The 21989-nt window shown below is 73.5% G+C and carries 19 protein-coding genes; 12 read left to right on the top strand and 7 right to left on the bottom strand.

Annotated elements, in window-relative coordinates:
• The first annotated feature begins 37 nt into the window (after positions 1–37).
• The 4 genes from ACMA1D_RS26185 to ACMA1D_RS26170 are packed head-to-tail and all read left to right on the top strand — an operon-like array spanning position 38 to position 4251.
• Complete coding sequence (locus tag ACMA1D_RS26185; protein ID WP_414726465.1) at positions 38–1084, top strand: FecCD family ABC transporter permease; 1047 nt, start codon at positions 38–40, stop codon at positions 1082–1084.
• 23 nt (positions 1085–1107) lie between these two features.
• The gene (locus tag ACMA1D_RS26180; RefSeq protein ID WP_414726464.1) at positions 1108–2295 is read left to right on the top strand and encodes a FecCD family ABC transporter permease; all 1188 of its coding nucleotides are present in this window, start codon (positions 1108–1110) and stop codon (positions 2293–2295) included.
• Positions 2292–3191, top strand: a complete 900-nt coding sequence (locus ACMA1D_RS26175) for an ABC transporter ATP-binding protein (protein WP_414726463.1) — start codon at positions 2292–2294, stop codon at positions 3189–3191. The genes ACMA1D_RS26180 and ACMA1D_RS26175 overlap by 4 nt, the downstream gene beginning before the upstream one ends.
• 10 nt (positions 3192–3201) lie before the next feature.
• A complete protein-coding gene (locus ACMA1D_RS26170; protein ID WP_414726462.1) occupies positions 3202–4251 on the top strand; it encodes an ABC transporter substrate-binding protein in 1050 nt (349 codons plus the stop codon).
• 175 nt (positions 4252–4426) lie between these two features.
• Here the strand turns inward: ACMA1D_RS26170 and ACMA1D_RS26165 are convergent, their stop codons facing one another.
• Positions 4427–6622: an ABC transporter ATP-binding protein gene (locus ACMA1D_RS26165; RefSeq protein ID WP_414726461.1), complete on the bottom strand. Its 2196-nt coding sequence runs from the start codon at positions 6620–6622 to the stop codon at positions 4427–4429.
• Positions 6615–8291, bottom strand: a complete 1677-nt coding sequence (locus tag ACMA1D_RS26160; RefSeq protein WP_414726460.1) for an ATP-binding cassette domain-containing protein — start codon at positions 8289–8291, stop codon at positions 6615–6617. Before ACMA1D_RS26160 ends, ACMA1D_RS26165 begins: the two co-directional genes overlap by 8 nt.
• Positions 8292–8709: 418 nt before the next feature.
• Between ACMA1D_RS26160 and ACMA1D_RS26155 the strand changes: the two genes are divergently transcribed.
• The 3 genes from ACMA1D_RS26155 (at position 8710) to ACMA1D_RS26145 (ending at position 11788) form a co-directional block, all read left to right on the top strand.
• Positions 8710–10632, top strand: a complete 1923-nt coding sequence (locus ACMA1D_RS26155; protein ID WP_414726459.1) for an SIP domain-containing protein — start codon at positions 8710–8712, stop codon at positions 10630–10632.
• Positions 10633–10932: 300 nt separating this feature from the next.
• A complete protein-coding gene (locus ACMA1D_RS26150) occupies positions 10933–11373 on the top strand; it encodes a helix-turn-helix transcriptional regulator (protein WP_414726458.1) in 441 nt (146 codons plus the stop codon).
• 10 nt (positions 11374–11383) lie between these two features.
• Positions 11384–11788, top strand: a complete 405-nt coding sequence (locus ACMA1D_RS26145; RefSeq protein WP_414726457.1) for a VOC family protein — start codon at positions 11384–11386, stop codon at positions 11786–11788.
• A 3-nt stretch (positions 11789–11791) separates the two neighbouring features.
• Here the strand turns inward: ACMA1D_RS26145 and ACMA1D_RS26140 are convergent, their stop codons facing one another.
• Complete coding sequence (locus ACMA1D_RS26140) at positions 11792–12811, bottom strand: saccharopine dehydrogenase (RefSeq protein ID WP_414726456.1); 1020 nt, start codon at positions 12809–12811, stop codon at positions 11792–11794.
• Between the two features lie 107 nt (positions 12812–12918).
• Here ACMA1D_RS26140 and ACMA1D_RS26135 point away from each other — a divergent pair, with 107 nt between their 5' ends.
• The 5 genes from ACMA1D_RS26135 to ACMA1D_RS26115 all read left to right on the top strand — a co-directional run bounded on the left by ACMA1D_RS26135 (position 12919) and on the right by ACMA1D_RS26115 (position 18894).
• Positions 12919–13515 (top strand): TetR/AcrR family transcriptional regulator, encoded by a 597-nt coding sequence (locus ACMA1D_RS26135; RefSeq protein ID WP_414726455.1) that lies wholly within the window; start codon positions 12919–12921, stop codon positions 13513–13515.
• A gap of 314 nt (positions 13516–13829) precedes the next feature.
• Positions 13830–14597: a hypothetical protein gene (locus tag ACMA1D_RS26130; protein ID WP_414726454.1), complete on the top strand. Its 768-nt coding sequence runs from the start codon at positions 13830–13832 to the stop codon at positions 14595–14597.
• Positions 14597–16150, top strand: a complete 1554-nt coding sequence (locus ACMA1D_RS26125; RefSeq protein WP_414726453.1) for a hypothetical protein — start codon at positions 14597–14599, stop codon at positions 16148–16150. Before ACMA1D_RS26130 ends, ACMA1D_RS26125 begins: the two co-directional genes overlap by 1 nt.
• Positions 16147–17829 (top strand): S41 family peptidase, encoded by a 1683-nt coding sequence (locus tag ACMA1D_RS26120; protein WP_414726452.1) that lies wholly within the window; start codon positions 16147–16149, stop codon positions 17827–17829. The genes ACMA1D_RS26125 and ACMA1D_RS26120 overlap by 4 nt, the downstream gene beginning before the upstream one ends.
• Before the next feature lie 180 nt (positions 17830–18009).
• Complete coding sequence (locus ACMA1D_RS26115; RefSeq protein ID WP_414726451.1) at positions 18010–18894, top strand: universal stress protein; 885 nt, start codon at positions 18010–18012, stop codon at positions 18892–18894.
• Between the two features lie 37 nt (positions 18895–18931).
• On the opposite strand, the gene fabG is transcribed toward ACMA1D_RS26115, so the two are convergent.
• Genes fabG through ACMA1D_RS26095 form a run of 4 tightly spaced genes read right to left on the bottom strand, consistent with a single transcriptional unit; the run spans position 18932 to position 21989 of the window.
• Positions 18932–19675, bottom strand: a complete 744-nt coding sequence (gene fabG / locus ACMA1D_RS26110; RefSeq protein WP_414726450.1) for a 3-oxoacyl-[acyl-carrier-protein] reductase — start codon at positions 19673–19675, stop codon at positions 18932–18934.
• Positions 19672–19914 carry a phosphopantetheine-binding protein gene (locus ACMA1D_RS26105; RefSeq protein ID WP_349991977.1) on the bottom strand — a complete coding sequence of 81 codons (243 nt, stop codon included), beginning with the start codon at positions 19912–19914 and terminating at the stop codon, positions 19672–19674. Before ACMA1D_RS26105 ends, fabG begins: the two co-directional genes overlap by 4 nt.
• 51 nt (positions 19915–19965) lie before the next feature.
• Positions 19966–20733: a polyketide synthase gene (locus ACMA1D_RS26100; RefSeq protein WP_414726449.1), complete on the bottom strand. Its 768-nt coding sequence runs from the start codon at positions 20731–20733 to the stop codon at positions 19966–19968.
• On the bottom strand, positions 20724–21989 hold the full coding sequence (locus tag ACMA1D_RS26095; protein ID WP_414726448.1) for a hydroxymethylglutaryl-CoA synthase family protein: 1266 nt from the start codon (positions 21987–21989) through the stop codon (positions 20724–20726). The genes ACMA1D_RS26100 and ACMA1D_RS26095 overlap by 10 nt, the downstream gene beginning before the upstream one ends.

Genomic DNA, 21989 nt, shown 5'->3' with positions numbered 1-21989 from the left:
TTTTGCGCTTGCCCAGGTGAGGAGCCCGGAAACACCCATGACACAGATCGCCCCGCCGCCCGTACCACCCCCGACGACCGCCAGGACGAAGTCCGCCCGGGCCGTTCCGGTCGTGGTGGTGGCCGGCCTGACCCTGATCGTTCTGCTGATCGCGAGCATCGGACTCGGTGCCCGCGACATCGCACCGCCGGAGGTCGTCAAGATCCTGCTGCACCCGAACGGGAGCGGCTACAACAGCGACGTCCTGTGGACCGAACGCATCCCGCGCACCTTCCTCGGCCTCGCCGTCGGGGCCGCGCTCGGCGCGTCCGGGCTGATCATGCAGGCGCTGACGATGAACCCGCTGTCCGACCCGGGCGTCCTCGGCGTCGAGCAGGGCGCCGCCCTCTTCGTCGTCCTCGGCATCCTGTACCTGGACGTGACGGGCGTCGCGGGCTACTTCTGGACGGCGCTGGTCGGGGCCGCGGTGACCGCCGCGCTGGTGTACCTCATCGGCACCCGCAGCAACGCGGGCAGTTCCACCATCGGGCTGGTCCTGGCCGGGGTCGCGGTCGCCGCCGCGATGTCGTCCGTCATCACGCTGCTTGTGGTGCGTGACGAGGCCGTCTACGCGCACCTGCGGTTCTGGTCGGTGGGGCAACTCACGGGCCGGGCCGGTGTCCTCGACGAGGTCGCCCCGTTCGCGGTCGTCGGCCTGCTGCTGGCGCTGCCGCTGGGGCGCACCCTGAACGTGCTGGGCCTGGGCGAAGAGACCGCGCTCGGGCTCGGGGTGCGCGTCGCGCGGGCCCGGCTGGTGTGCGCGGCCGTCGCCGTACTGCTGTGCGCCGCGGCGACCGCGGCCGTGGGCCCGGTGGCCTTCGTCGGGCTGGTCGCCGCGCACACCGCACGGCTTCTGGTGGGCGCCGACCACCGCTGGTCGCTGCCGCTTTCCATGGTCTGCGGGGCGGTGCTGCTGATCGGCGCGGACACCGCGGGCCGGCTGGTCCTGGACCACGGCGAGATCCAGGTGTCGGTGATGACCGCCGTCGTGGGCACCCCGTTCTTCGTGTGGCTGGCACGCCGCCGCGATCTGGTACGGGTGTGAGCCAGGTGACCCGTACTCCTGCCGTGTCACCCACCAGCGACTCGGGCACCACCGGCGGCCCCGGCACCGCCGGCCCGGGTGGAGCCACCCTGGTTGCCGCCAGCCCCCCGGACGCAACCACCACCAGCCTGAGCACAACCACCGACCCCGCCCTCACCGCACAGGCTGTGGCCGCCCGGCTGCGCGCCACGCACCGGGCCCGCGGCCGGCGCGCCGTGCTGGTCACGGCCGTCCTGGTGGTGCTGCTCGTGGCGCTGCTCGCGGCCTCGCTCCTGCTTGACCTGGGGGGCCGGATTCCGCCGGGCGAAGTGCTGCCCGCGGCGTTCGGGCTGCGCGACGGGCTGCCCGACTACGTCATCCACCGCATCCGACTGCCCAGGGCGCTGACCGCGCTGCTCGCCGGTGGCCTGTTCGGGCTCTCCGGTGCGCTCTACCAGCGCCTGATCCGCAACCCACTGGCCACCCCGGACATCGTGGGCATCTCGGCGGGCGCCGGAGCGGGGGCCGCGACCGTCCTGTTGTTCGTGCCGGCCTTTGCCTACGGCGTGCAGGTCGCGGCGGTGGGCGGGGCGGTCACGATGGTGACCCTGGTACTGGTGCTCAGCCGCACCCGCGACGGGGTCGACACCTACCGTCTGGTGCTCGTCGGCATCGGCATGAGCGCGGTGTGCGTCGCGTACGTCAACTACCTGTTCACCCTCGCCGGGCAGCAGAGCATCGCCCAGGTGATGCGCTGGCTGGTGGGCAGCACCAACGACGCGACCTGGGACGGCGTGCACGTCCTCACGGCCTCGTTGGCCGGCTGCGCGCTCTGTGCCGCGCTGCTCGGCAGGTCGCTGAACGGGCTGGCCCTCGGCGACCAGTTGGCCGCGGGCCTCGGCAACCGCGTGGCGTTCACCCGCACCGCGACGCTGTTGCTCGGCGCCGCAGCGGCTGCGCTGGCCACCAGCGTCACCGGCCCCATCGGCTTCGTCTCGCTGATCAGCGGTCCGATCGCGGTCCGATTGGTGGGGGCGGACCGGGCGGTGGCGCTCGCCGTGCCGACGGGTGCGGTCATCGTGCTCGGCGCCGACGTGTTGGCCCAGCACGCGCCGCTGGTCAGCCCGGTGCCGACCGGGGTCCTCACCGCGCTCATCGGCACCCCCTCCTTCATCTGGTTGCTCCTGCGCCGCCCGCGCGGAGCCCGTACCACTCCGGGAACCCGTCCATGAAGACCGTACGAGCGGCCTCCGACTCCGCCGCCACCACTGTCCCCGCCGTTGCCGCTGCCGCTGCCGAGGACGCCACAGCCGAGGCTGAGGCTGCCGCCGGCCGGGGGGCGCGGCTCGAAGCGCAGGGCATCACCGTCGGGTACGGCACCGATCCGGTCATCCGCGATCTGTCGCTCGCCGTCGAGCCCGGGCGGATCACCGCCCTGGTGGGTCCGAACGCCTGCGGCAAGTCGACGCTGCTCAAGTCGATCGCCCGGCTGCTGCCCCTCGCCTCCGGCTCGGTCCTCCTGGCGGGCCGGGACATCCATGCGCTGCCCACCCGCGAGGTCGCCCGCCGGCTCGGCATCCTGCCGCAGTCGCCGATCGCACCCGAGGGCATCACCGTGGGCGACCTGGTGTGGCGCGGCCGGCATCCGCACCGGCAGTTCGGGCAGCGCCGTACCGCCGCCGATGACGAGGTGATCGCCGCCGCGCTGCTGTCAACGGGAACGGCTGAACTCATCGACCGGCCCGTCGACCAGTTGTCGGGCGGGCAGCGGCAGCGGGTGTGGATCGCGCTGGCCCTGGCTCAGGACACCCCCACACTGCTGCTCGACGAGCCCACCACCTATCTCGACGTCGCCCACCAGATCGAAGTGCTCGACCTGCTCGCCGACCTCAACGAGCAGTCAGGCAAGACCATCGTGCTCGTCTCGCACGACCTCAACCAGGCCGCGCTCTACGCCTCCACGATCGTCGCGATGCGCGACGGACGCATCGTGCGCCAGGGCCCGCCCGAGGACGTGCTCACCGAGCAGACCGTGGCCGAAGTGTTCGGCCTGGCCTGCCTCGTCGTCCCCCATCCCCACACCGATCGGCCCCAGATCTTCCCCCTGGGCCGCCGTCACCGTCCGTAGGAGAGAACCGATGCACCACCCGACCACGTCTCGCCGTCCGGCCCGTGCCCTGGCCACCGTCGCCGCACTCGCCGCCTGTCTGGGACTGCTCACCGCCTGCGGCGGGGACGACACGAAGGACGACAAGGGCTCGCCCGCGGCCAGCGGCGGGCCGGCCACCGCCGGCTTCCCGGTCAAGCTGCCCAACGCCTGGGGCAGCACCGAGGTCAAGGAGAAGCCGGTGAAGGTCGCCACCGTCTCCGACGGTGACACCGCCATCGCCCTCGCGCTCGGCATTGTCCCGGTGATCACCCCGGACGTGGAGGACGGCGGCGAGGTCGCCGCGTTCAAGCAGCGCGCCATCGACAAGCTCGGCGCGGGCAAGCTCAAGACGTACGACGACACGGACGGCACCGCGTACGAGGACATCGCCGCCGAGGAGCCGGACGTCATCCTCGGCATGGGTTCCTGGTCGATGCAGGCCGACTACGCCAAGCTCACCCCCATCGCCCCGGTGGTCACCTTCACCGACAAGAAGCACGCGGACACCCTGACCTGGGAGGAGCGGCTGCGGATCGCGGCCAAGGCGCTGGGCCGTACCGGGGAGGCGGAGAAGGTGATCGCCGACAACGACAAGGCGACGAAGGCCGCCGCCGCGGCGCACCCCGAGTTCAAGGGCAAGACGTACACCTACGCGGTGGTCCACCCGGAGCAGGTCAGCTTCATGTCCTACGCCGACCAGGACCCGGGCCCCTTCGAGCGGCTTGGCTTCACCAAGACCACCAAGGCGCGCGGCTACGGACCGGACAAGAACGGCGTCAGCCTGGAGAACCTGGACCAGCTCGACGCCGACGTGCTGCTGGTGACGTACCCGTTCGGCGACAAGGGTGTGCTCAGCCCGAAGGAGTTGGAGGGCAACAAGCTCTTCCGCTCGCTGGGGGCGGTCAAGAACAAGCACTTCGCCGTCATTCCGTCCGAAAACTCGCTGGCCACGGCCATCGCCTACCCGGACGCGCTGAGCGCCCCGTGGGTCACCGAGCAGCTCACGCCGATCCTGGCGAAGGCGGTGGCGGGCGAATAGCGGCACACCCTGGTGGTCCGGCCGATGCGGCCGGACCACCACGGACACAGGACGGTGCGGGCCCGCCCGGAGGGGGGCGGGTCCGCACCGTCCTGTGTGCCCGGGGATGCGGAGGACACGGGGGGGGGCGCCGGCGGGACGCAGGGGATGCTGGGGACGCCGGCCCGGGGGCGGATCAGGCTGGGTCAGGTTGGGCCTGGGGCGGGTGGGGCTGGGTACGGCGTCCGGCCGGCCGGGGCGGGTGTCCGGTCGGCTGCGTGATGCGTCCCGTCGGCAAGGTCAGCAGGCGGTGGCCGCGGGCGATGGTGTCCGCCCGGTGGGCGATCACCACCAGGGCGCGGTCCTGTGCCGTCGCGGCGAGTGCCTCCTCGATCCGGGCCGCCGTGGCGTGGTCCACGCCGGCCGTCGCCTCGTCCAGGATGAGCACCGCCGGGTCGGTGAGCGCGGCCCGGGCGATGGCCACCAACTGCCGCTCCCCCGCCGACAGGCCCCGCGGCCCCACCGGGGTGTCCAACCCGCGCGGCAGCGAGTCGACCCACCCGGCGAGGCCGAGCCGGTCCAGGGTGTGGGTGAGACGGGCCCGGTCCGGGCGGCCGGCCACCAGGGCGAGGTTCTGCGCGAGGGTGGCGCGGACCAACACGACCTCCTGGGGAACGAGGACGATCCGGGCCCGCAATCGGGCCTCGTCGAGCGTGGCGAGGTCGTGGCCCGCGTAGCTGACGGTGCCCGCGTCCGGCCGGTAGAGCCCGGCCAGCAACTTGCCCAGGGTGGACTTCCCCGAGCCGGTCTCCCCGACGACGGCCAACCGGTCCCCGCGTTCCACGGTCAGCGACAGCCCGCCGATGACCGGCCGCCCGGCCCGGTAGCCGAACTCCAGCCCGGAGACCACGAGTTGACCGCGGCTTGGCAGGTCCGGGTGAGGTTGGGGACGAAGTTGGGCTTGGGGCTGGGAGCCGCGCTGGGGCTGGCCTTGCGATCGACGCCGGGTTTGGGCGGCTCGGGTCGGCGAGAAGCGCACGGGGAGCGGGGTGGCCGCTGGCATCGGGGTGGCCGCGGCGGGCGGAGCCGCTGTCGCGGGGGTGACTGCGGCCGGCGGGGTGGCCACTGCCCCGGGGGCGGTCGCGGCGGGCGAGGTGGTCGGGGTGGTCGGGGCGGTCGCGGCAATCAGGTCGAGCAGCCTGGCCAGCCGCACCTGGGCCTCACGCGCGTCGCCCAGCGCGCCCGCCAGGTCTTCGAACCGGTGCAGCACGTCCCGGGTGGCGAGCACGAACACCACGGCCACACCGACGGTCAGCGTGCCGCGCCCGACCAGTGCCGCGCTCACCACCAACAGCAGGGCCACGCACCCCGCCTGGAGGAGGGTGAGCCGGTTCAGGCGCAGTTCGGCGCGCACCTGGGCCTCGCGCGCGTGCAGCAGCCGCTCGTTGTCCCCGGCGAACAGCGCCAGCCAGCGCGGTACGGCCCCCGACGTCCGCAACTCCTCCTGCGCGGGTAGCGATTCGGTGAACCGCGCCGCCACCGCCGACTCGGCGGCGGCGACGGCCGCGTACGCCGGCCCGGCGCCACGGTGGAACCCCCGCACGATCACGTACGCGGCCGGCGCGAACGCCACGGTCAGCAGCAGCATCAGCGGCCACGCGTAGCCGGCCAGCATGACGGCCGTCAGGCCCAGTACGGCCACCGCGGTGACCAGGTCGGGCAGCGTGCCGCCGACGAACGCGGCGAGCCCTGCGACCTCGCCGGTCAGCCGGCGCAGCAGGTCACCGCCGCGGTGCGCCTCCACGAAGCGCAGCGGGGCGGCCCCGACCGCGGCCGTCGCCCGCTCCCGCAATCCGGCGAGCACCCGCTCGCCAACCCGCACCAGGCAGTAGCGCGACGCCCAGGCGGTGCCCCCGCTGACCACGACGCAGCACAGCAACAGCACCATCCAACGGACCAACCCAGCCCGGTCACCGCCGCCCGCCGCGTCGACGACCTGCCCGATGCAGGCCGTCACGCCGACCGCGAGCGCGGCGGCGGTGAGGTTGAGCAGGACGGTCAGCGCGAGCGCCATCCGGTGCCCCACCAGGAAGGGCAGCGCACGGCCGAACACACCTCGCCCGTCGGGCAGTTCGGCGAGCAGTACGGGCGACTGGGGGGTGTGCGGACGGCCGGTGGCCGGCCCTTCAGACGCGTACGGCGCGTCCGCTGCTGGAGCCTCACACGCGTACGGGCGATCCGCGACGGGCGCTCCGGGCACCTGCGGAACGTCGGGGACGGGCGCAGCGGGCACCGCGGACTCAGCAGACGCGGCGGGCGCAGCGGGCGCGTCGAGACGGTCAGCGGTCGAGGCAGGCCGGGCGTTCGGCCGCGGGTGGGTGGGGTCAGGCATGCCGGGGCTCCAGGGTGGGGTGGCTGGGTCGGGCGGCCGGGCCCGCGAGGGTGATCTCACGGTCGGCCAGGGCACGGACCGCGGGCGAGTGCGAGGCGAACACGACGACGTGGCCCGTGGTGGCGTCACGCAGCCGGGCCAGTACCTGCGCCTCGGTCGCGGCGTCCAGCGCCGAGGTCACGTCGTCGAGCAGCAGGACCGGGCAGCCGCGCAGCAACGTCCTTGTGAGGGCGACGAGTTGGCGCTGTCCGCCGGACAGGGCGCCGCCCCGCTCGCCCACCGGGGTGTCCAGGCCAGCCGGCAGCCCGGCCAGGGCCAGGTCGAGCCCGGCGACCTCGCAGGCCGCGGCCAACTCCTCGGCGTCCCGGTCCCCGCCGAGCAGCAGGTTGTCGACGACGGTGCCGTCAAGCAGCAGCGGGTGTTCGGGGACGAACCCCACCGTGCGGTACAGCGCGTCGGGATGGGGTGCGGCCAGGTCGTGCCCGCCGAAGTCGACCGTGCCCGCGGCCGGGACGAGGCGGGCCAGTGCACGCAGCAGGGTGCTCTTGCCGCAGCCGGTGGGCCCCGTCAGCACGATCCACTCGCCGGGCTCGGCCGTCAGGTCGAGCGGGCCGATCGGGGCCCGGCCCGCCCGGTGCACGGTGAGGCCGGTGGCGACCAACGTGCCCCGCCGCGGCAGCGTGGCCGAACCGTCGCCGGTGGGCGCCGGCAGGTCGAGCACCTCGCTGATCCGGCCGGCGGCGACCAGGGCATCGGCGCGGTCACCGAGCCGGTCGACCGTGACGCCGACGGCCACCGAGACCGTGCCCATCCACAGGGCGAAGGTGGTGAGCTGGCCGACGGTGATCCGGCCGTCGATCGCCGCGTGCCCGCCGAGGAGCAGCCCGGCGACCACGGCCAGCAGCGGCACCACGAAGGCGATCGCCTCCCAGGCCGCGCCGACCGAGGCGAGCCGCAGGGTACGCCGGGTGATCTGGGCGCTGTGCCGGTGGTGCCGTTCGACCAGCAGGTGGTCGGCGCCCACGCCACGCAGCGGCAGCAGCGCGGCGAGGAGTTCTTCGACGGTGCTGCCGCGCCGGCCGTGGGCCCGCGAAAGCGCCTCGGCCCGCCGCGCGTACAGCGGCGGGAAGACCCGGTTGACCAGCAGCAGTACGGGCACCGTGGCGAGTGCGACGAGTAGCAGGAGTGGATCGAGGCCGAACAGTGCGGGGCCGAGCAGCAGCCCGGTGAGGCCGATGACCACCCAGGTGGTCAGACCGTGCACCCAGGCCAGGACGGCGTCGACGTCGCGGGTGGCGCGCACCGCGAGGTCGCCGGTGCGGTCGGCGCCGCGCTCCAGGGTGTCGGTGTCGACGGTGAGCACGGACCCGAGCAACCGGGTGCGCAGCCGGGCGCCGGCGTGGGCCTCGGCGAGGTTGCTCCACTTCTGCCAGCCGCGCATGCCCGCGTACTCGGCGGTTGCGGCGCACAGGAAAACGGCCGCGTAGCCGGCGGCTGCGGTGGTGTCGCCGTCCTTGACGCCGTTGTCGACGGCGCGACCGAGCAGCCAGGGCAGGGCGAGGAAGGCGAGCTGACGGAGCGCCGCCCAGCAGGCGGAGCGCGCGAGGTACGGGCGGGCGTCGGCCAGGCACTGCCGCAGGAGCCGCGTGGCGGGGGTGGGGTTGGACACCGTGGTGACCGTAGGCGCGGGGCGGGGCGCGGCGTCGAAACGGGCGGGCCGGATCGTCGAACGCGGCGCCCGGATCGTACGCCGGGACCCCGCACCCGGGCCGTACGCCGAGACCGTGCACCGAGGCCCTACGCCGAGGCCGCATGTCCGGGCCACACCTGGACCGCCATCGGGGCCGGCGCACCGCATCGGACGTCCCCGTGCGGGGGAGCAGGCAGTGGCCAGCGCCGCAGCGGGTACCCCGCGCGCCGCGCCCCCGGGAGTGCCGCCTGTCCGGGGGCGCCGTCCGTCCGGAGTCGTCGCCCGGGGTGTCACCCGATGGGCCGCGCAGTGGGCAGGTCCTGATCCGCGGGTTGGATGCGCGGGGCGGTCGCCGCCCTAGCCTGGCCGGACCCGGCCGACCGAAGGAGTTCCGCAGATGTCCCGCCGCAGTCCCCGCACCGTCGTCACCTTCCCCATCGTGCTGCGGGAGTTGACGGTCCTACGGGCCTTCGACGTCACGCCGGGGATGCGCCGGGTGACGCTGGGCGGCCCACAGCTGCGGGCGTTCCACCGGGACGGTCTCGACCTGCCGGCGCTGCGTACCGACGGTTTTGACGACCACGTCAAGTTCTTCTTCGCCGAGCGACCCGGGCAGCCTCCGGCGCTCCCCGGGCAGAACGTGAGCAGCCTCGACTGGCCCACCGACGCACGGCCGCTGGCCAAGGACTACACGCCGGTCAGGTTCGACCCGGAGGCCGGCGAGATCGACTTCGACTTCGTACGCCACCCCGGCGGCGTCGCCTCCTCCTGGGCCGCGCGGGCCAGGCCCGGCGACCCCACCTGGATCGCCGGGCCGAAGATGTCGCACAGCGCGCCCGAAGGCGCGGACTGGCTGCTGGCCATCGGTGACGAGACCGCGTTGCCGGCGATCGGGCGCTGGCTGGCGGAGATGCCGGCCGGTACCCGCGCCCGGGTGTTCATCGAGGTCGGCGAGGAGAGCCACCGCCAGGAGCTGCCGACCGCCGCCGACGCCGAGGTCACGTGGCTGGTGCGGGACGGGGCGCCCGCCGGCAGCACCGACCTGTTGGAGCAGGCGGTGCGCGCCATGACGTGGCTCCCCGGCACGGTCTTCGTCTGGGCCGCAGGTGAGGCCGGCGTCCTCAAGGGCATCCGGCGCCACCTCGCGGTGGACCGCCAAGTGCCGCGGGAACACACCCACATCACCGGCTACTGGCGCCGCACCGACGCCCCGCACGGCGAGCACGTAGCGCCGGCCGCGCCGGCCCTTGCGGAAGAGCGGGCGGAAGAGCAGCAGGACGCCCACGACCGACTGCACGAACTGACCGACCTGGCGCCCGGCCTCGCCATCCGCACCGCCGTCACCCTGGGCCTGATCGACCTCGTCTACCAGGGGGTGGGTGACGGGGCGGAGTTGGCCCGGCGCTGCGGTGCGGACCTGCGCTCCCTGACCGCGCTCCTTGACTATCTGGTCGCCCTTGAGGTGTGTGCGAAGGACGCCGGTGGCTACCGGCTCGCCCCGGTGGGCGAGGAACTCGTCGAGGACGACCACTCCCTCCAGGAGTACGACCTGCGGGGCGCGCAAGCGGCGTTCGATCTGTCGCTCGCGGGCCTGGCACACACGGTGCGCACCGGCAGGCCGGCGGCGCGCACCCCGGCGGGCGAGCCGCTGGCCGACGCGTTGCGCACCGACGCGGCGGTCGGCGGCTCGGCCCGCTGGGCGGTGGAGGAGGAGGCCAGGTGGATCGCGTCGGGCGCGGTGCAGGCGTACGACTGGTCGCGGGTGCCAACGCTGACCGCGGCCGGACCCGGCGCGGGCACAGTGGTGAACGCCCTGGTGAAGGCGTTTCCCTCGCTACGGGTGCGGCTCGGCGCGCTCCCCTCGGAGCTGGCCGTGGTCGGCGAGCGGGTGCTCGACGCGGACGTGCTGCCCCGGGTGGAACTCCTCCCCCATGCGGGCCCGGTACCGCCCGGCGCCCAGGCGCTGTTGCTGTGCCGTCTGCTGGAGCGGCTGCCCGCGGCGGACGCCGTGCTGACGCTGCGCGACGCGGCGGCCGGGCTGGCGGCCGGCGGCGGGCTGGTGCTGGTGGAGCGGGTCGGGCGGATGGCGGGAGCGGGAGCCGCGGAGGCGGGGGCCGCCGGGGCGGGGGCCGTGGCGCCGGAGGGGTTCGCCGACCTCGATGACGCGCTGCACCATCTGCACTTGACGGCCGCGTTCGGCTCGGGGCTCCGTACCGAGGCGGAGGTGGCCGCGCTGGCGGCGGACGCGGGTTGCGCGGTCACGGACTGCCGCGACATCGGTTGGGACCACCGCCTGTGGGTGCTCGCGCCGACCCCCTGACACCCGCGCCGGGCCCACCTGGCCGTGTGACGCCGTCCGCCGGCGCGTACGACACCGTGCGCCGCCGGCCTGGTGGGCCCGGCACGCCCAGTGAGCCCGATGGGACCGGTGAGCCCCGCGCCTCCGGCGGACGCGGCGCGTCCCACGCATCCAAGGCGTCCAGTACATCCCGTACGTCCCATGCAGCCGGCGCGCCCGGTCGCCACGGCGCGTCGTGGTTCCGGCGCGCCAGGTAGCCCAGCCAAACCCCGTAGATCCGCACGAAAGCCCACGTCAGCACCGCGGTGGTAGCGTCGTTGCATGACCCCGGAAGAGCTCGCCGACCTGGCCCATCTGCGGCGCGCCCGGGACCTGATCGACCGGGAGTACGCCCGCCCGCTGGACGTGCCGACGATGGCGCGCCAGGCGCTGATGTCGCCCGCGCACTTCTCGCGCCGGTTCCGTGCGGCGTACGGCGAGACGCCGTACGGCTATCTCATGACCCGCCGGATCGAGCGGGCGATGGCGCTGCTGCGCGCCGGGATGAGCGTGACCGACGCGTGTCTGGCGGTGGGTGCCACCTCGCTCGGGTCCTTCAGCTCGCGATTCACCGAGATCGTGGGTGAGACACCCAGCGCGTACCGCAGTCGGGAACACCGGGCGGTGGTGGCGATGCCGGCCTGTGTGGCGAAGGTGACCACCAGGCCGCTGCGCGGCGCATCGAGCAGGATTCGAGAAGCGGGTCATGCGGCCCGCGCCTAGCGTGGGCCGCATGACCATCGCACTTCAGTACTGCCACATCACCGTCAACGACCCGGACGCTTCGCTCGGCTTCTACCGGGACGCGCTCGGCCTGGTCGTGCGCAACGACGTCGCATCGGACGGCTTCCGCTGGGTCACCCTCAGCAGCGACGACCAACCCGACCTCCAGATCGTGCTCTCGGAGCCGCACGCCGGCCGCTCCCAGGCGGACGGCGACACCTTGCAGGAGTTGCTCACCAAGGGTGTGCTGCCGATGACCGTGTTCCGCACCGACGACCTGGACGCCACCTTCGAACGGGTCCGGGCCTCGGGCGCCGAGGTGCTCCAGGAACCCATCGACCAACCCTGGGGGCCGCGCGACTGCGCGTTCCGCGACCCGTCGGGCAACATGATCCGCATCCAGCAGGCCGGCTAGCGCTCAGCCACCGGCCGGCAGGTCGGTGACCACCGCTCCGATCTGCCCCAACCGCTGGACCGCGTACTCCGGGTCGATCAGTGACTCGGGCGTGTGGAGGCCGGGCGGGGCGGCCGGGCCGCGCAGCCCCAGCAGGCGTTCGACGCCGAGGGCGATGCCGAGGGCGGTCAGCGGGCGCTGTCCTTCGGGGTGGACGAGCGCGCGGCTGACCCGCAGCGGCGCACCGCCCCGGCCCGCCCCGACGAGGTCGATCCGCACCTCGATGGACGGGCCCCCGCCGCCGCGCCGCCCGGCGGACTCGCCGACGGCGAAGGCGAAGCGGACGTCCGCGGCCCCGGTGGCCAGCGCGAGGCTCGGCACATCGAGGATGGCGACGTTCTGCCCGGTCAGTACGGTGCCGTCGATGCTGGTCAAAGGCGTTTGCGCGGCGTCTTCCGGGAGCCAGGTGAAGATGCCGTCGCGGCGCACCAGGCCCGCCGAGGTGGCGGTCGACCAGCGGGCCAGGTCGGCGATGCCGGCGGGCCCGCCGGTGTCCGCCTCGTCGAGTACGGCCCCGATGCGGACGCTGTCGACCCGCTCGAACGCGTCCGCCCATGCCAACGCTGCCAGCACGACGGTGCCCGCGCACCAGTGGCTGGCCAGCAGCAGCGGCGCGCCCGCTCCCTGAGCAGCGGCGACGACCTCGGGGGCGATGTCCGTCAGGCCGCTGGAGATGCTGAGGTAGGGCACCCGGTGGCGCTGTGCGTAGCGCAGGCCGTGCAGCCGGTCGTCCCACAGTGCGGCGACCACCGCCGTGTGTCCGCCGCCCGGCGGGGCAGCCGGCAGGCCCAGGTCGCCGCGGGTCAGGTCGACGGCGACCGCGGTGGCGGCCCCGAGCCCGGCCGCGACCCGCTCGGCGCGGGCCAGGTCGCGGCCCGCGATCGTCAGCGGCAGGTGTGGGTGCCAGCTCCGCAGCAGCGCGGCGGTGGCCGCGCCGGCCTGACCCGAGCCGCCCAGGATCAATACCGATGGTGCCTGTGTCACGCCGAGTTCCTCCCCTGACCATCAAGCTACATTTTGTAGCCTACGTTTTGTAGCATAACCTTGGCCGGTAGCCGCAGGGACGCCGCACCAGGGAGGACACACCAGCCGTGGCCCGCACCCCCACCCGCCTGTCCAGGCAGGCCAGGCGCGAGCAACTGCTCGACGCCGCCGCCGCGATCGTCCGTGCGCAGGGCGCCGACGGGCTGACCCTGGTCACCCTCGCCGAGGCAGCCGGAGTCAGCCGGCCCATCGCCTACGACCACTTCGGCACCCGCCCCGCGCTCCTGCTCGCGCTGCACCAACGGCTTGACGCCCGCCACCGCGCCGCGATCACCGAGGCCGTACGGGCCGCCCCGGCGACCGCGGGCGAGGTGGCCCGGGTGATCAGCACCGCGTACTTCGACTGTGCCACCGCCATGCCGGAGTTGGGCGCCGTCTCGGCCGCGCTGCGGGCCGGCCCCAAACCGGCCGCGGGCCCGCCCGAGACGCTGACCGGCTATCTGGACCTGCTGGTCACCAGCCTCCGCCCGTACGCCGAACTCCCCGCCGACGAACTGCGTTTGCGCTGCGTCGGGTTACTCGGCGCGGCTGAGGCGATCGCCGCCGAACGGCAGCGCGGGCAGCTCACGGACGCCGCGGCGGTGGCCGCGCTCAGCGCCCTGATCCTCGGGGCGCTGGCCGGCGCGGCCACGGCGGCGGAGTAACCCACCCGGGGCCGCGTCAGGCCCCGCTCCCGCCTGCCCGTGGGCCGCAGCCCGCCCGGGCCGGTTGCCCCCGCGCTGGTCCAGTTGGCGGGTGTCGGGGTTTGGGTGGGTGGGGGGTGAGTGATTCATGGAGGCGGAGACCGGTGCCACCGGGCGGCCCGCGCGGCGCGCCGACAGGCTCGTACGCTCCGGCCGCCGTACGGCGCGAGCCGCCCGGCCGGCCCCCGCCCCGTCAGCCCGCCCCCGTGGAGAGCCCCGTGAACACACCCGCACACCCGCGCGACGACGCCCGCCCGGTTCGGAGGCGGTGAGTCATGCCGGAGTTCGACCGCGGTCCCACCGACCAGTTCGCGGCCCTGTTCGCGCAGGTGCCGGCCGTGCCCGAGCCCACCGCCTTCTGGGCCGACTGGGGGCCGATCTTCTACCGCGGCCGGCTCGACGGCTCGGCCCGCGTCCTGGTCGTCGCCTCCGACCCGGGCCCCACCGAGCGGATCGCCGGCCGCACCCTGGTCGGCAACGCCGGCCAGCGCGTGCAGGGCTTCCTGGCCAAGCTCGGCCTCACCCGCTCCTACGTGTGCCTGAACGCCTGGGCCTACGCGGTCCACCCCGGGCAGGCGTTCGCGATGAAGGACCGACTCGCCGACCCGGACCAACTGGAGTGGCGCAACGCGGTCTTCGACCGGGCCACCGACGTCTCGCTCCAGGCCATCGTGCCGATGGGGTTCATGGCCAGGGAGGCGATCAGGCTGTGGAGCACCCGGCCGCACGCCCCGGTGGTCGACGTGCCCCACCCCTCAAGCCACGCCCCGGCCGCCCTGCTGACCGCCTGGCGCGCGGCCGTCACCCAACTGCGGGAGGTGGTGACCCCGGACCCGGACGGCGACGCCACGGGACCGAACTACGGCACCGAGTTCACCGAGGCCGACTACGCCCCGGTCCCCCGCCGCGACCTGCCCTTCGGCGTACCGGACTTCCTCGGTGACGACGCCTGGGTGCGCGCCCTGCCGGGCGACGCGCAGAACTCGGTCAGCCGACCGTCGCCCGACGACGAACACACCCTGGTCTGGAAGGCGCCGCGCTGATGGCGCTGGTGCTCCGCGGGACGGTCCTCACCTTCGACGCCGACCACCGGGTGCTCGACCCGGGCGCCGTCTACGTGGGTGACGACGGCCGGCTGGCCGCGGTGCGCGGCGCCGAACAGCGCCCGCCCGCCGGGTTCGCGAACGCGCCGGTCCTGGACACCGGCGCGCTGGTCCTGCCCGGCCTGATCGACCTGCACAACCACATCGCGTACAACACCCTGCCGCTGTGGGAGGCGCCCGGCGTGCCCTACGCCCACCACGACCGCTGGGTGGACGAGCGGCACCCACCCGACTACGCCACCTCCATCACCTGGCCGGCCAAGGTGCTCGGGCAGGCCGCACCCGCGGCGCTGCTGGCGTACGTGGCCGTCAAGGCCCTGGTCGGCGGGACCACCGCGATCCAGGGCGCGCCCGTGACGTCCCGACCCGTCGACGGCCGGCTGCTGCGCCTCATCGACCACGAGAAGCTGCCGGCCGGCACCGACCGGGTGCTGACCGCCGCGCTGCAACTCGACGCCGAGGTGCTGCGCACCGACCGGGCGGCGAAGCTGGACGGCACACGCGTCCTCATCTACCACGTCGCCGAGGGGAAGCCGGGCAGCGTCGTGCACCGGGAGTTCGAGGAGTTGGAGCCGTGTCTGCGGCCCGGGTTGATCGGGGTGCACGCCACCGCGCTGACCCCGCAGGACTTCGGGCACTGGCAGCATGCCGTCACAGGCGTCAACTCCGCCGAGCGCGGCACCGTGGTGTGGTCCCCGCTCTCCAACTACTGGCTGTACCACACGACCACCGACGTGGTCGCGGCCCACCAGCAGGGACTGCGGATCGCGCTCGGCTCCGACTGGTCCCCCTCGGGCACCAAGCACGTACTGGGTGAACTCAAGGTCGCCGACGCCGTCAACCAGCACCGGTTCGACGGTCACTTCAACGACCGCGAGCTGTGCGACATGGTCACCGCCAACCCCGGCGACGCGCTGGCCACCGCCTGGGGGCCGCAGGTGGGCCGGCTGCGGCAGGGCGGCCTCGCCGACCTGCTCGTCCTGGAGCGCCACGCGCCGCGTCTGGACCCGTACCGCAACCTGATCACCGCCACCGAGCGGCACGTGCGACTGGTGCTGGTGGACGGCCGGCCGCGGTACGGGACCCCGGCGCTGATGAAGGCGGCCGGCGCCACCCACACCAGCGCGCTGACCGTGGCCGGCCTCGCGCGCACCGTCGCGGTGCGCCAACCTGGCAGCGCAGACGCCGAGTTGGAATGGCCCGGGGTGCTGCGCGCGCTGGCCAAGGTGCGCCGCGATCCGGTGGCGGCCTGGCGCTCCGCGCAGGACGCGCTCGCGTCCTGGGGCGGCCCGCTGGATGACCCCGAGGCGCCGCTCGCCCTGTTCGGCGATCTGCCGGAGGGGGACGTGGGCGCCTTCGCCGCCGCCGGTGAGGTCCCGCCCGATCTGGTCGTCCCGCCGCTGGACGGGCTGGTGCACGACGCACGCTACTTCGCCGCGGTGGCCCGCAGCGCGGTGCCCGAGCTCCAGTTCCTCGCGGAGTACTACCGGTGAGCGCGGCCCGCGCCCGCCCGACAGGTACGGCGCGCGCCACTGGACCAACCCGCGCGACCCGCCCGACCCGCGCCACCGGACCAGCCAAGCCAGCCAGGCCGACGGGGTCGACCGGGCCGGCCAAGCCGCTGCCGGAGTCGGTCGGCCTGGCGGAGTTCCTCGCCCGGGCCGAGGCCGACCCGCTGCCGCTGGCCGCCCGGTACGAACTGGTCGCGGCGGCACGGGTGTTGCTCGCCGAGCTCTACGTCCACCTGCCGCTCAAGCGCGCCATGCACGCCATCGACCCGGTGCAGCGGCTGCGTCTGCTGGAGCGCCGACTGGCGCCGCTGAGCGAGCTCCAGTTCCACGCCGAACTCGCCGACACCTTCCGGGACCTGCGCGACCTGCACACCCTCTACCAGCTCCCGACCCCCTACCGCGGCCACGTCGCCACCCTCGGCTTCCTCGTCGAGCGCTACACCGACCCGGACGGCACGCCCCACCACCTCGTCTCCAAGGTGGAACCCACCCTGGTGCACGCCGGCTTCGACGCGGGTGTGGAGTTGGAGGCGTGGAACGGGGTGCCGATCGACCGGGCCATCGAGCGGCACGCCGCCGCACAGGCCGGCTCGCACCACGAAGCACGGCTGGCGCGCGGCCTCGAATCGTTGACGCTGCGCCCGCTGCGCACCATGCCGCCACCCGACGAACACTGGGTCCAGGTGTCCTACCGCACCCGCTCGGGACGCCGCCGCGAGACGCGCCTGCCCTGGCGGGTACGGGCCGCCGACCAGCAGGCCGGCCGGGCCCAGGACCCGGTCCCCACGCTGGCCACCGGGCTCGGCATCGACGCCGGCAACGAGGCAACCCGCCAGCTCAAGCGCCGCATGTTCGCACCGCCACCGGCCCGCCGGGCCGGCGCCAGGACGCTGCGCAGCGTGCTCGCCCACCGGACGGTGCGGCTGGGTGGGCGCGCCTACGGGCACCTGCGGATCTTCTCCTTCAACGTGGCCGGCGCACGGCCGTTCGCAGAGCAGGTGGCGCAGGTCGCGGCGCGTGCCCCGGCCGGCGGGCTGATCGTGGACGTCCGCGGCAACCCGGGCGGCCTGGTGCCGGCCGCCGAGTCCGCGTTGCAGGTGCTGAGTGGGGAGCCGATCGCGCCGGTAAGCTTCTCGCTCGCCACCACCGGGGCCGCGCTGGCGCTGGCCGGCGCGCACACCGGGTTCCGCACCTGGGCCGCCTCGATCCGCTCCGCCCTGGAGACCGGCGAGGTGTACTCGCAGGGGTTCGCGCTCACCGACCCGGCGGCGATCACTGCCGGGCTGACGCGCCACACCGGCCCCAAGGTGCTGATCACCGACGCGCTCTCGTACTCGGCCGCCGACGTCTTCGCCGCCGGCTTCCAGGACAACGGCCTCGGCCCGGTGCTTGGCACCGCGCCGCGCACCGGGGCCGGCGGCGCCAACGTGTGGACGCACGAACTGCTGCGGGTGTGGCTGCCCGAACTGCTCGCGCCGCTGCCGCGCGGCGCCGGGTTCCGCGTCGCGCTGCGCCGCGCCACCCGCGCCCGCGGCAACGTCGACGTCCCGTTGGAAGACCTCGGCGTACAGGCGGACGCGGTACACGCACTGACCCGGCGTGACCTCACCGGGAGCAACCGGGACCTGCTGACGGCCGCTGCGGCGCTGCTGGCGGGGTGAGGTGCTGGGGCACTGAGGTACCGGTACGCAAGCACCAGCACAGGTCTGCAAGGACGGCCCCCACCGCGGGGCCACTCGTCCGGGACCAAAGGCCCTGACCTGCGGGTGTCCGGGTTTGCGATGATGATCACCGGGGCAGCCGCCCTGTCACTGCCCGTCCGATTCTTCTGGAGGCCGACCATGACTCGTCCGATCACTGTGGGCGTCGACGGCTCGCCCGAGAGCCTGGCCGCCGCCGACTGGGCCGCCGATGAGGCGCTGCGGCGCGGGCTGCCGCTGCGCGTGGTGCACGCCTGGCACTGGGAGCCGATGACGGCGCCGGTGGTCGACGACCAGGACGAGCAGGTGCAGTGGGCCCGTACGGTGGTCAGCGACGCGCAGCGGCAGCTCGTCGAGCGCCACCCGGAGCTGTCCGTCGTCGCCGAGGTGCTGTCGGCCGAGCCGGTGACCGCGCTGGTGGAGGCCAATGAGAGCGCCGAACTGCTGGTGCTCGGCTCCCGCGGGCACGGGGCACTGCTCGGCTTCCTGCTCGGCTCGCACGCCCAGCAGGTGATCGCCCGGGTCAGCCGGCCGGTGGTCTCGGTGCGCGCCCCGGAGGAGCCGGCCGGGGCGGAGGCCGCCGCCCGCCCGGCGGACGAGATCGTGGTGGGCCAGCAGGGTTCGGCCGAGGACAGCGCGCCGGTGCTGGGCTTCGCCTTCGAGGCCGCAGCCGCCCGTGGCCTGCCGGTGCGCGCGGTCCGGGCGTGGAGCCTGCCGCCGGTCTTCGCCTACAGCCCCGGCTCGCTGCGCCTCGCCGATGAGGCCGGTGGCCTCGAACCGTACGAGCGGCAGCAACTGAGCGAGGCGCTGGCCCCGTGGCGGGAGAAGTTCCCGCAGGTGCCGGTGGAGGAGCACGTGGAGATCGGCTCCGGCGGTCAGGTGCTGCTCGCGCAGACCGGGCGGGCGGCCCTGTTGGTGGTCGGCCGGCGGGTGCGCCGCTCCCCCATCGGTTCGCGCATCGGCTCGGTGGCGCACGCCGCGCTGCACCACGCCCGGTGCCCGGTGGCCGTGGTCCCGCACGTCTGAGGAGTACGCGCCCGAGGGGCGGGGCACGGGCCGGGCCTCACATCGCCATGCCGCCGTCGACGCAGATGACCTGGCCGGTGACGTACGAACTCTCGTCGCTGGCGAGGAAGGCCACCAGGTTGGCGACCTCGTCGGGGCGACCGAAGCGGCCCATCGGCACCGGGCCAAGACGCTGGGTGTCGTCCTGCATGTGCTCGGTCATGTCGGTGCTGATCAGCCCCGGCGCAACCGCGTTGCAGCGTACGTTGCGCTCGCCGAGCTCCTTGGCGATCGTCTTGGTCAGGCCGATCAGACCGGCCTTGGCCGAGGCGTAGTTGGCCTGACCCGCGCTGCCGAAGACGCCGGCGACCGAGGAGATGTTGATGATCGAGCCGCTGCGCCGGCGGATGAACCCGAAGTAGCACGCCTTGATGAAGTAGAAGGCGCCCTTGAGACTCGTGTTCACGACCGCGTCGAAGTCCTCGTCCTTGATGGACACGGCCAGCCCGTCGCGGATGATGCCGGCGTTGTTGACCAGGATGTCGACCGGGCCGAGTTCGCCCGTTATCGCCTTCACCGTCTGGGTGACCTGCTCCGAGTCGGAGACGTCGCAGCGGTAGATCTGGGCCGAGCCGCCCAGCGCTTCGGCCTCGCGTTGGGTCTGCTTCGCGCTGGCCTCGTCGTTGGCGTACACGATGGCGACCGTCGCCCCGCCCTTGGCCAGGCGCAGCACGGTGGCCCGACCCAGGCCGCGGGAGCCGCCGGTGACGACGGCGACCTTGCCGCTGAGCGGCCCGCTCACGAGCGGGCCCCGTCGATGATGCGGACGATGTCACCGATGCTCTGCGCCTCGGCGAAGCTGACCATCGGCAGCGAGACGCCCGCGTGCTCCATCGTCTCGGTGATGATGTCGGCCCGGTCGATGGAGTTGGCGCCCAGCTCCTTCAGGCTGTCGTCGAAGGTGGCAGCGCTGAGGTCGACCTCGGGGATGATGTCCGCGAAGGTTGCCAGCAGGGCCTTGAAGATCTCGTCCTGGGTCATGCTTCTCTTCTCTTTCTTCTCTTGCTTGTCTCTCGCGTGCCGCTCGCGCGGCTAGGCACCGTAGCGGCTCAGGAGGAGTTCCTTGACCTCGGGTTGGTGGAAGGTGATCGAGTGCATCGCCAGCTCCTTCTCGATCACCGTGGGAAGCTGCTCGCGCAACTCCCCCACGAGGTGTTCCTTGAGCAGCACCAGGGAGCGTCGGGGCTTCTCGGCCAGGCTCTCGGCGAGCTCAAGCGCGGTCGGCAGGACGTCCTTGCGGGGACGGACCGGGAACGGCACGCCCCGCTCGGCCAGCTCCGCGCCCCGGAAGGTGCGGCCGGTGAGCAGGAACTCCTGGGCCAGCGGCAGGCCCAGCTTGGTCGGGAAGACGCGGGTCGACCCGAAGCCGGGAGTGAAACCGTACTTCATGAAGTTCGCGGTGTAGATGCTCTCCCGCGACAAGATCACGAAGTCGGCGAACAGCCCCATGGACAGGCCGCCGCCGATGGCGTGGCCCTGCATGGCGGAGATGACCGGGATCGGGCACTCCAGCGGCAGCGAGTAGGCGTTCGGCAGCCCGTCGCCGGCGGCCTGGAAGGTGAACTCGCCGGCGTGGATGTCGAGCAGCACCTCGCGGGTGCCGCCCGAGCAGAAGAAGCTGCCGTAGCCGGTGAGGATCAGCGCCTTGTACCGCTCATCCGCGCTGACCTGCTCGAACGCCGCGCCCAGGCCGATCAGCAGCTCACCGGTGAAGGTGTTCTTGTGCTCCCGGTCGGCCATGGTGATCTGGGCGACGCCGGGGCTCGGCTCGGTCAGCGTGACGACCTCGGTCACACCCATACGTACTCCCGGTGGAACTCGTTGACCCGCTTGAGGAAGAGCCGGCCGCGGCCGGTGACGGTGTCCAGGACCTCCGGGATGACGTCGAGTTGCAGCTCCACGTTGCGGGTGCCGAACTCGATGACCTCGTTCTCCTTGGTCAGCCGCAGGTACTGCTCGATGCTCAGCTCGTAGCGGTCGTCCAGCACCTTGTCGGTGGCCACCGCGCGCACCCGGTCCTGGCTGTCCTGGGTGACGACGCCGGAGTAGAACTCCGAGCAGCAGCCCGAGCCGTAGGAGAAGATGCCCACCCGCTTGGGTGTGCTGAAGTCGCCGCGGGCGATGGTGCCGAGCAGGTTGAGGAAGACGGTGCCGCCGAAGACGTTGCCGACTCGCTGGCAGTAGGTGAGTCCGGGCAGCACCCGGCGCTCGAAGTCGGCCTCGATGGCGGGGTTCTTCGCCTTGCACATGCGGCGCATCATCGTGCGGTGCGCGCCCTTGACCATGCCGCCGAAGGGGGTGTGGAAGGACAGGTAGTCGAAGGTGGTGGCGTAGTCGACGCCGTCGACCTTCTTGGCGTACGCCCGATAGGCGGCCTCGCAGCAGTCCAGGTAGGACATGAGCGACAGGTCGGCGTTGCCTGCCTCGCTGTCGGGTACCGGGCGGCAGGTGTCCATCACCTCGTACCCGTAGTAGCCGTTGGCGCCGACGTCGACGCTGAAGATGTGCGGGGTGTCGCTGACCAGGATGGCCATCGAGCCGGCGCCGCCGCTGGGCTCGGCGAACGACCAGTCCTCCTGGAGCGCCTCGCCGCCCTCGGTGGCCTTGAAGCGGGAGATGTCGGTGGTCACCACCAGGCCCTTGGCGCCGGGCGAGACCTGCGAGAGGACGAAGTTGACGGCGTTCTGGAAGCCGGCGGTCCCCGCGTAGCAGGCGTTCTTCACCTCGAACAGCCGGCAGTTGCGGCTCAGGCCCAGGTAGTCGTGGACGTAGGTGCTGAGCGACTTGCCGAAGTCGATGCCGGACTCGGTGCAGGTGATGAGCACCTCGATGCGGTCGCGCTCCTCCTGGCTGAGCGCGTCCACCAGCGGCTTGGCGGCGTTGACCGCGAACGAGACCGGGTCCTCGAAGGGCAGGGCCACCGACTTCTCGTGCATGAGCAGGTTCTCGAACCGCTCGTTGTCCAGGCCCCGGTACTGGGCCAGGGTCTTGACGTCGAGGTAGGCGGAGCCGCCGTAGAAGTTGATCGCCTCGATACCGGCCGAGCGCGGTTGCAT

This window comes from Streptomyces sp. 796.1, from assembly GCF_047525675.1.
Classification (GTDB): Bacteria; Actinomycetota; Actinomycetes; order Streptomycetales; family Streptomycetaceae; genus Streptomyces.
The sequence above is the reverse complement of the archived record's forward strand: the minus strand, read 5'-3'. Positions and strand labels throughout refer to the sequence as shown.

What these genes read in the sequence shown, in the direction of transcription:
- ACMA1D_RS26170 (WP_414726462.1), top strand. Translation starts at nt 3,202, where the DNA reads ATGCACCACCCGACCACGTCTCGCCGTCCGGCCCGTGCCCTGGCCACC.
- ACMA1D_RS26100 (WP_414726449.1), bottom strand. Translation starts at nt 20,733, where the DNA reads ATGGGTGTGACCGAGGTCGTCACGCTGACCGAGCCGAGCCCCGGCGTC.
- ACMA1D_RS26095 (WP_414726448.1), bottom strand. Translation starts at nt 21,989, where the DNA reads ATGCAACCGCGCTCGGCCGGTATCGAGGCGATCAACTTCTACGGCGGC.
- ACMA1D_RS26185 (WP_414726465.1), top strand. Translation starts at nt 38, where the DNA reads ATGACACAGATCGCCCCGCCGCCCGTACCACCCCCGACGACCGCCAGG.
- ACMA1D_RS26105 (WP_349991977.1), bottom strand. Translation starts at nt 19,914, where the DNA reads ATGACCCAGGACGAGATCTTCAAGGCCCTGCTGGCAACCTTCGCGGAC.
- ACMA1D_RS26115 (WP_414726451.1), top strand. Translation starts at nt 18,010, where the DNA reads ATGACTCGTCCGATCACTGTGGGCGTCGACGGCTCGCCCGAGAGCCTG.
- ACMA1D_RS26130 (WP_414726454.1), top strand. Translation starts at nt 13,830, where the DNA reads ATGCCGGAGTTCGACCGCGGTCCCACCGACCAGTTCGCGGCCCTGTTC.
- ACMA1D_RS26125 (WP_414726453.1), top strand. Translation starts at nt 14,597, where the DNA reads ATGGCGCTGGTGCTCCGCGGGACGGTCCTCACCTTCGACGCCGACCAC.
- ACMA1D_RS26165 (WP_414726461.1), bottom strand. Translation starts at nt 6,622, where the DNA reads ATGCCTGACCCCACCCACCCGCGGCCGAACGCCCGGCCTGCCTCGACC.
- ACMA1D_RS26155 (WP_414726459.1), top strand. Translation starts at nt 8,710, where the DNA reads ATGTCCCGCCGCAGTCCCCGCACCGTCGTCACCTTCCCCATCGTGCTG.
- ACMA1D_RS26145 (WP_414726457.1), top strand. Translation starts at nt 11,384, where the DNA reads ATGACCATCGCACTTCAGTACTGCCACATCACCGTCAACGACCCGGAC.
- ACMA1D_RS26150 (WP_414726458.1), top strand. Translation starts at nt 10,933, where the DNA reads ATGACCCCGGAAGAGCTCGCCGACCTGGCCCATCTGCGGCGCGCCCGG.
- ACMA1D_RS26175 (WP_414726463.1), top strand. Translation starts at nt 2,292, where the DNA reads ATGAAGACCGTACGAGCGGCCTCCGACTCCGCCGCCACCACTGTCCCC.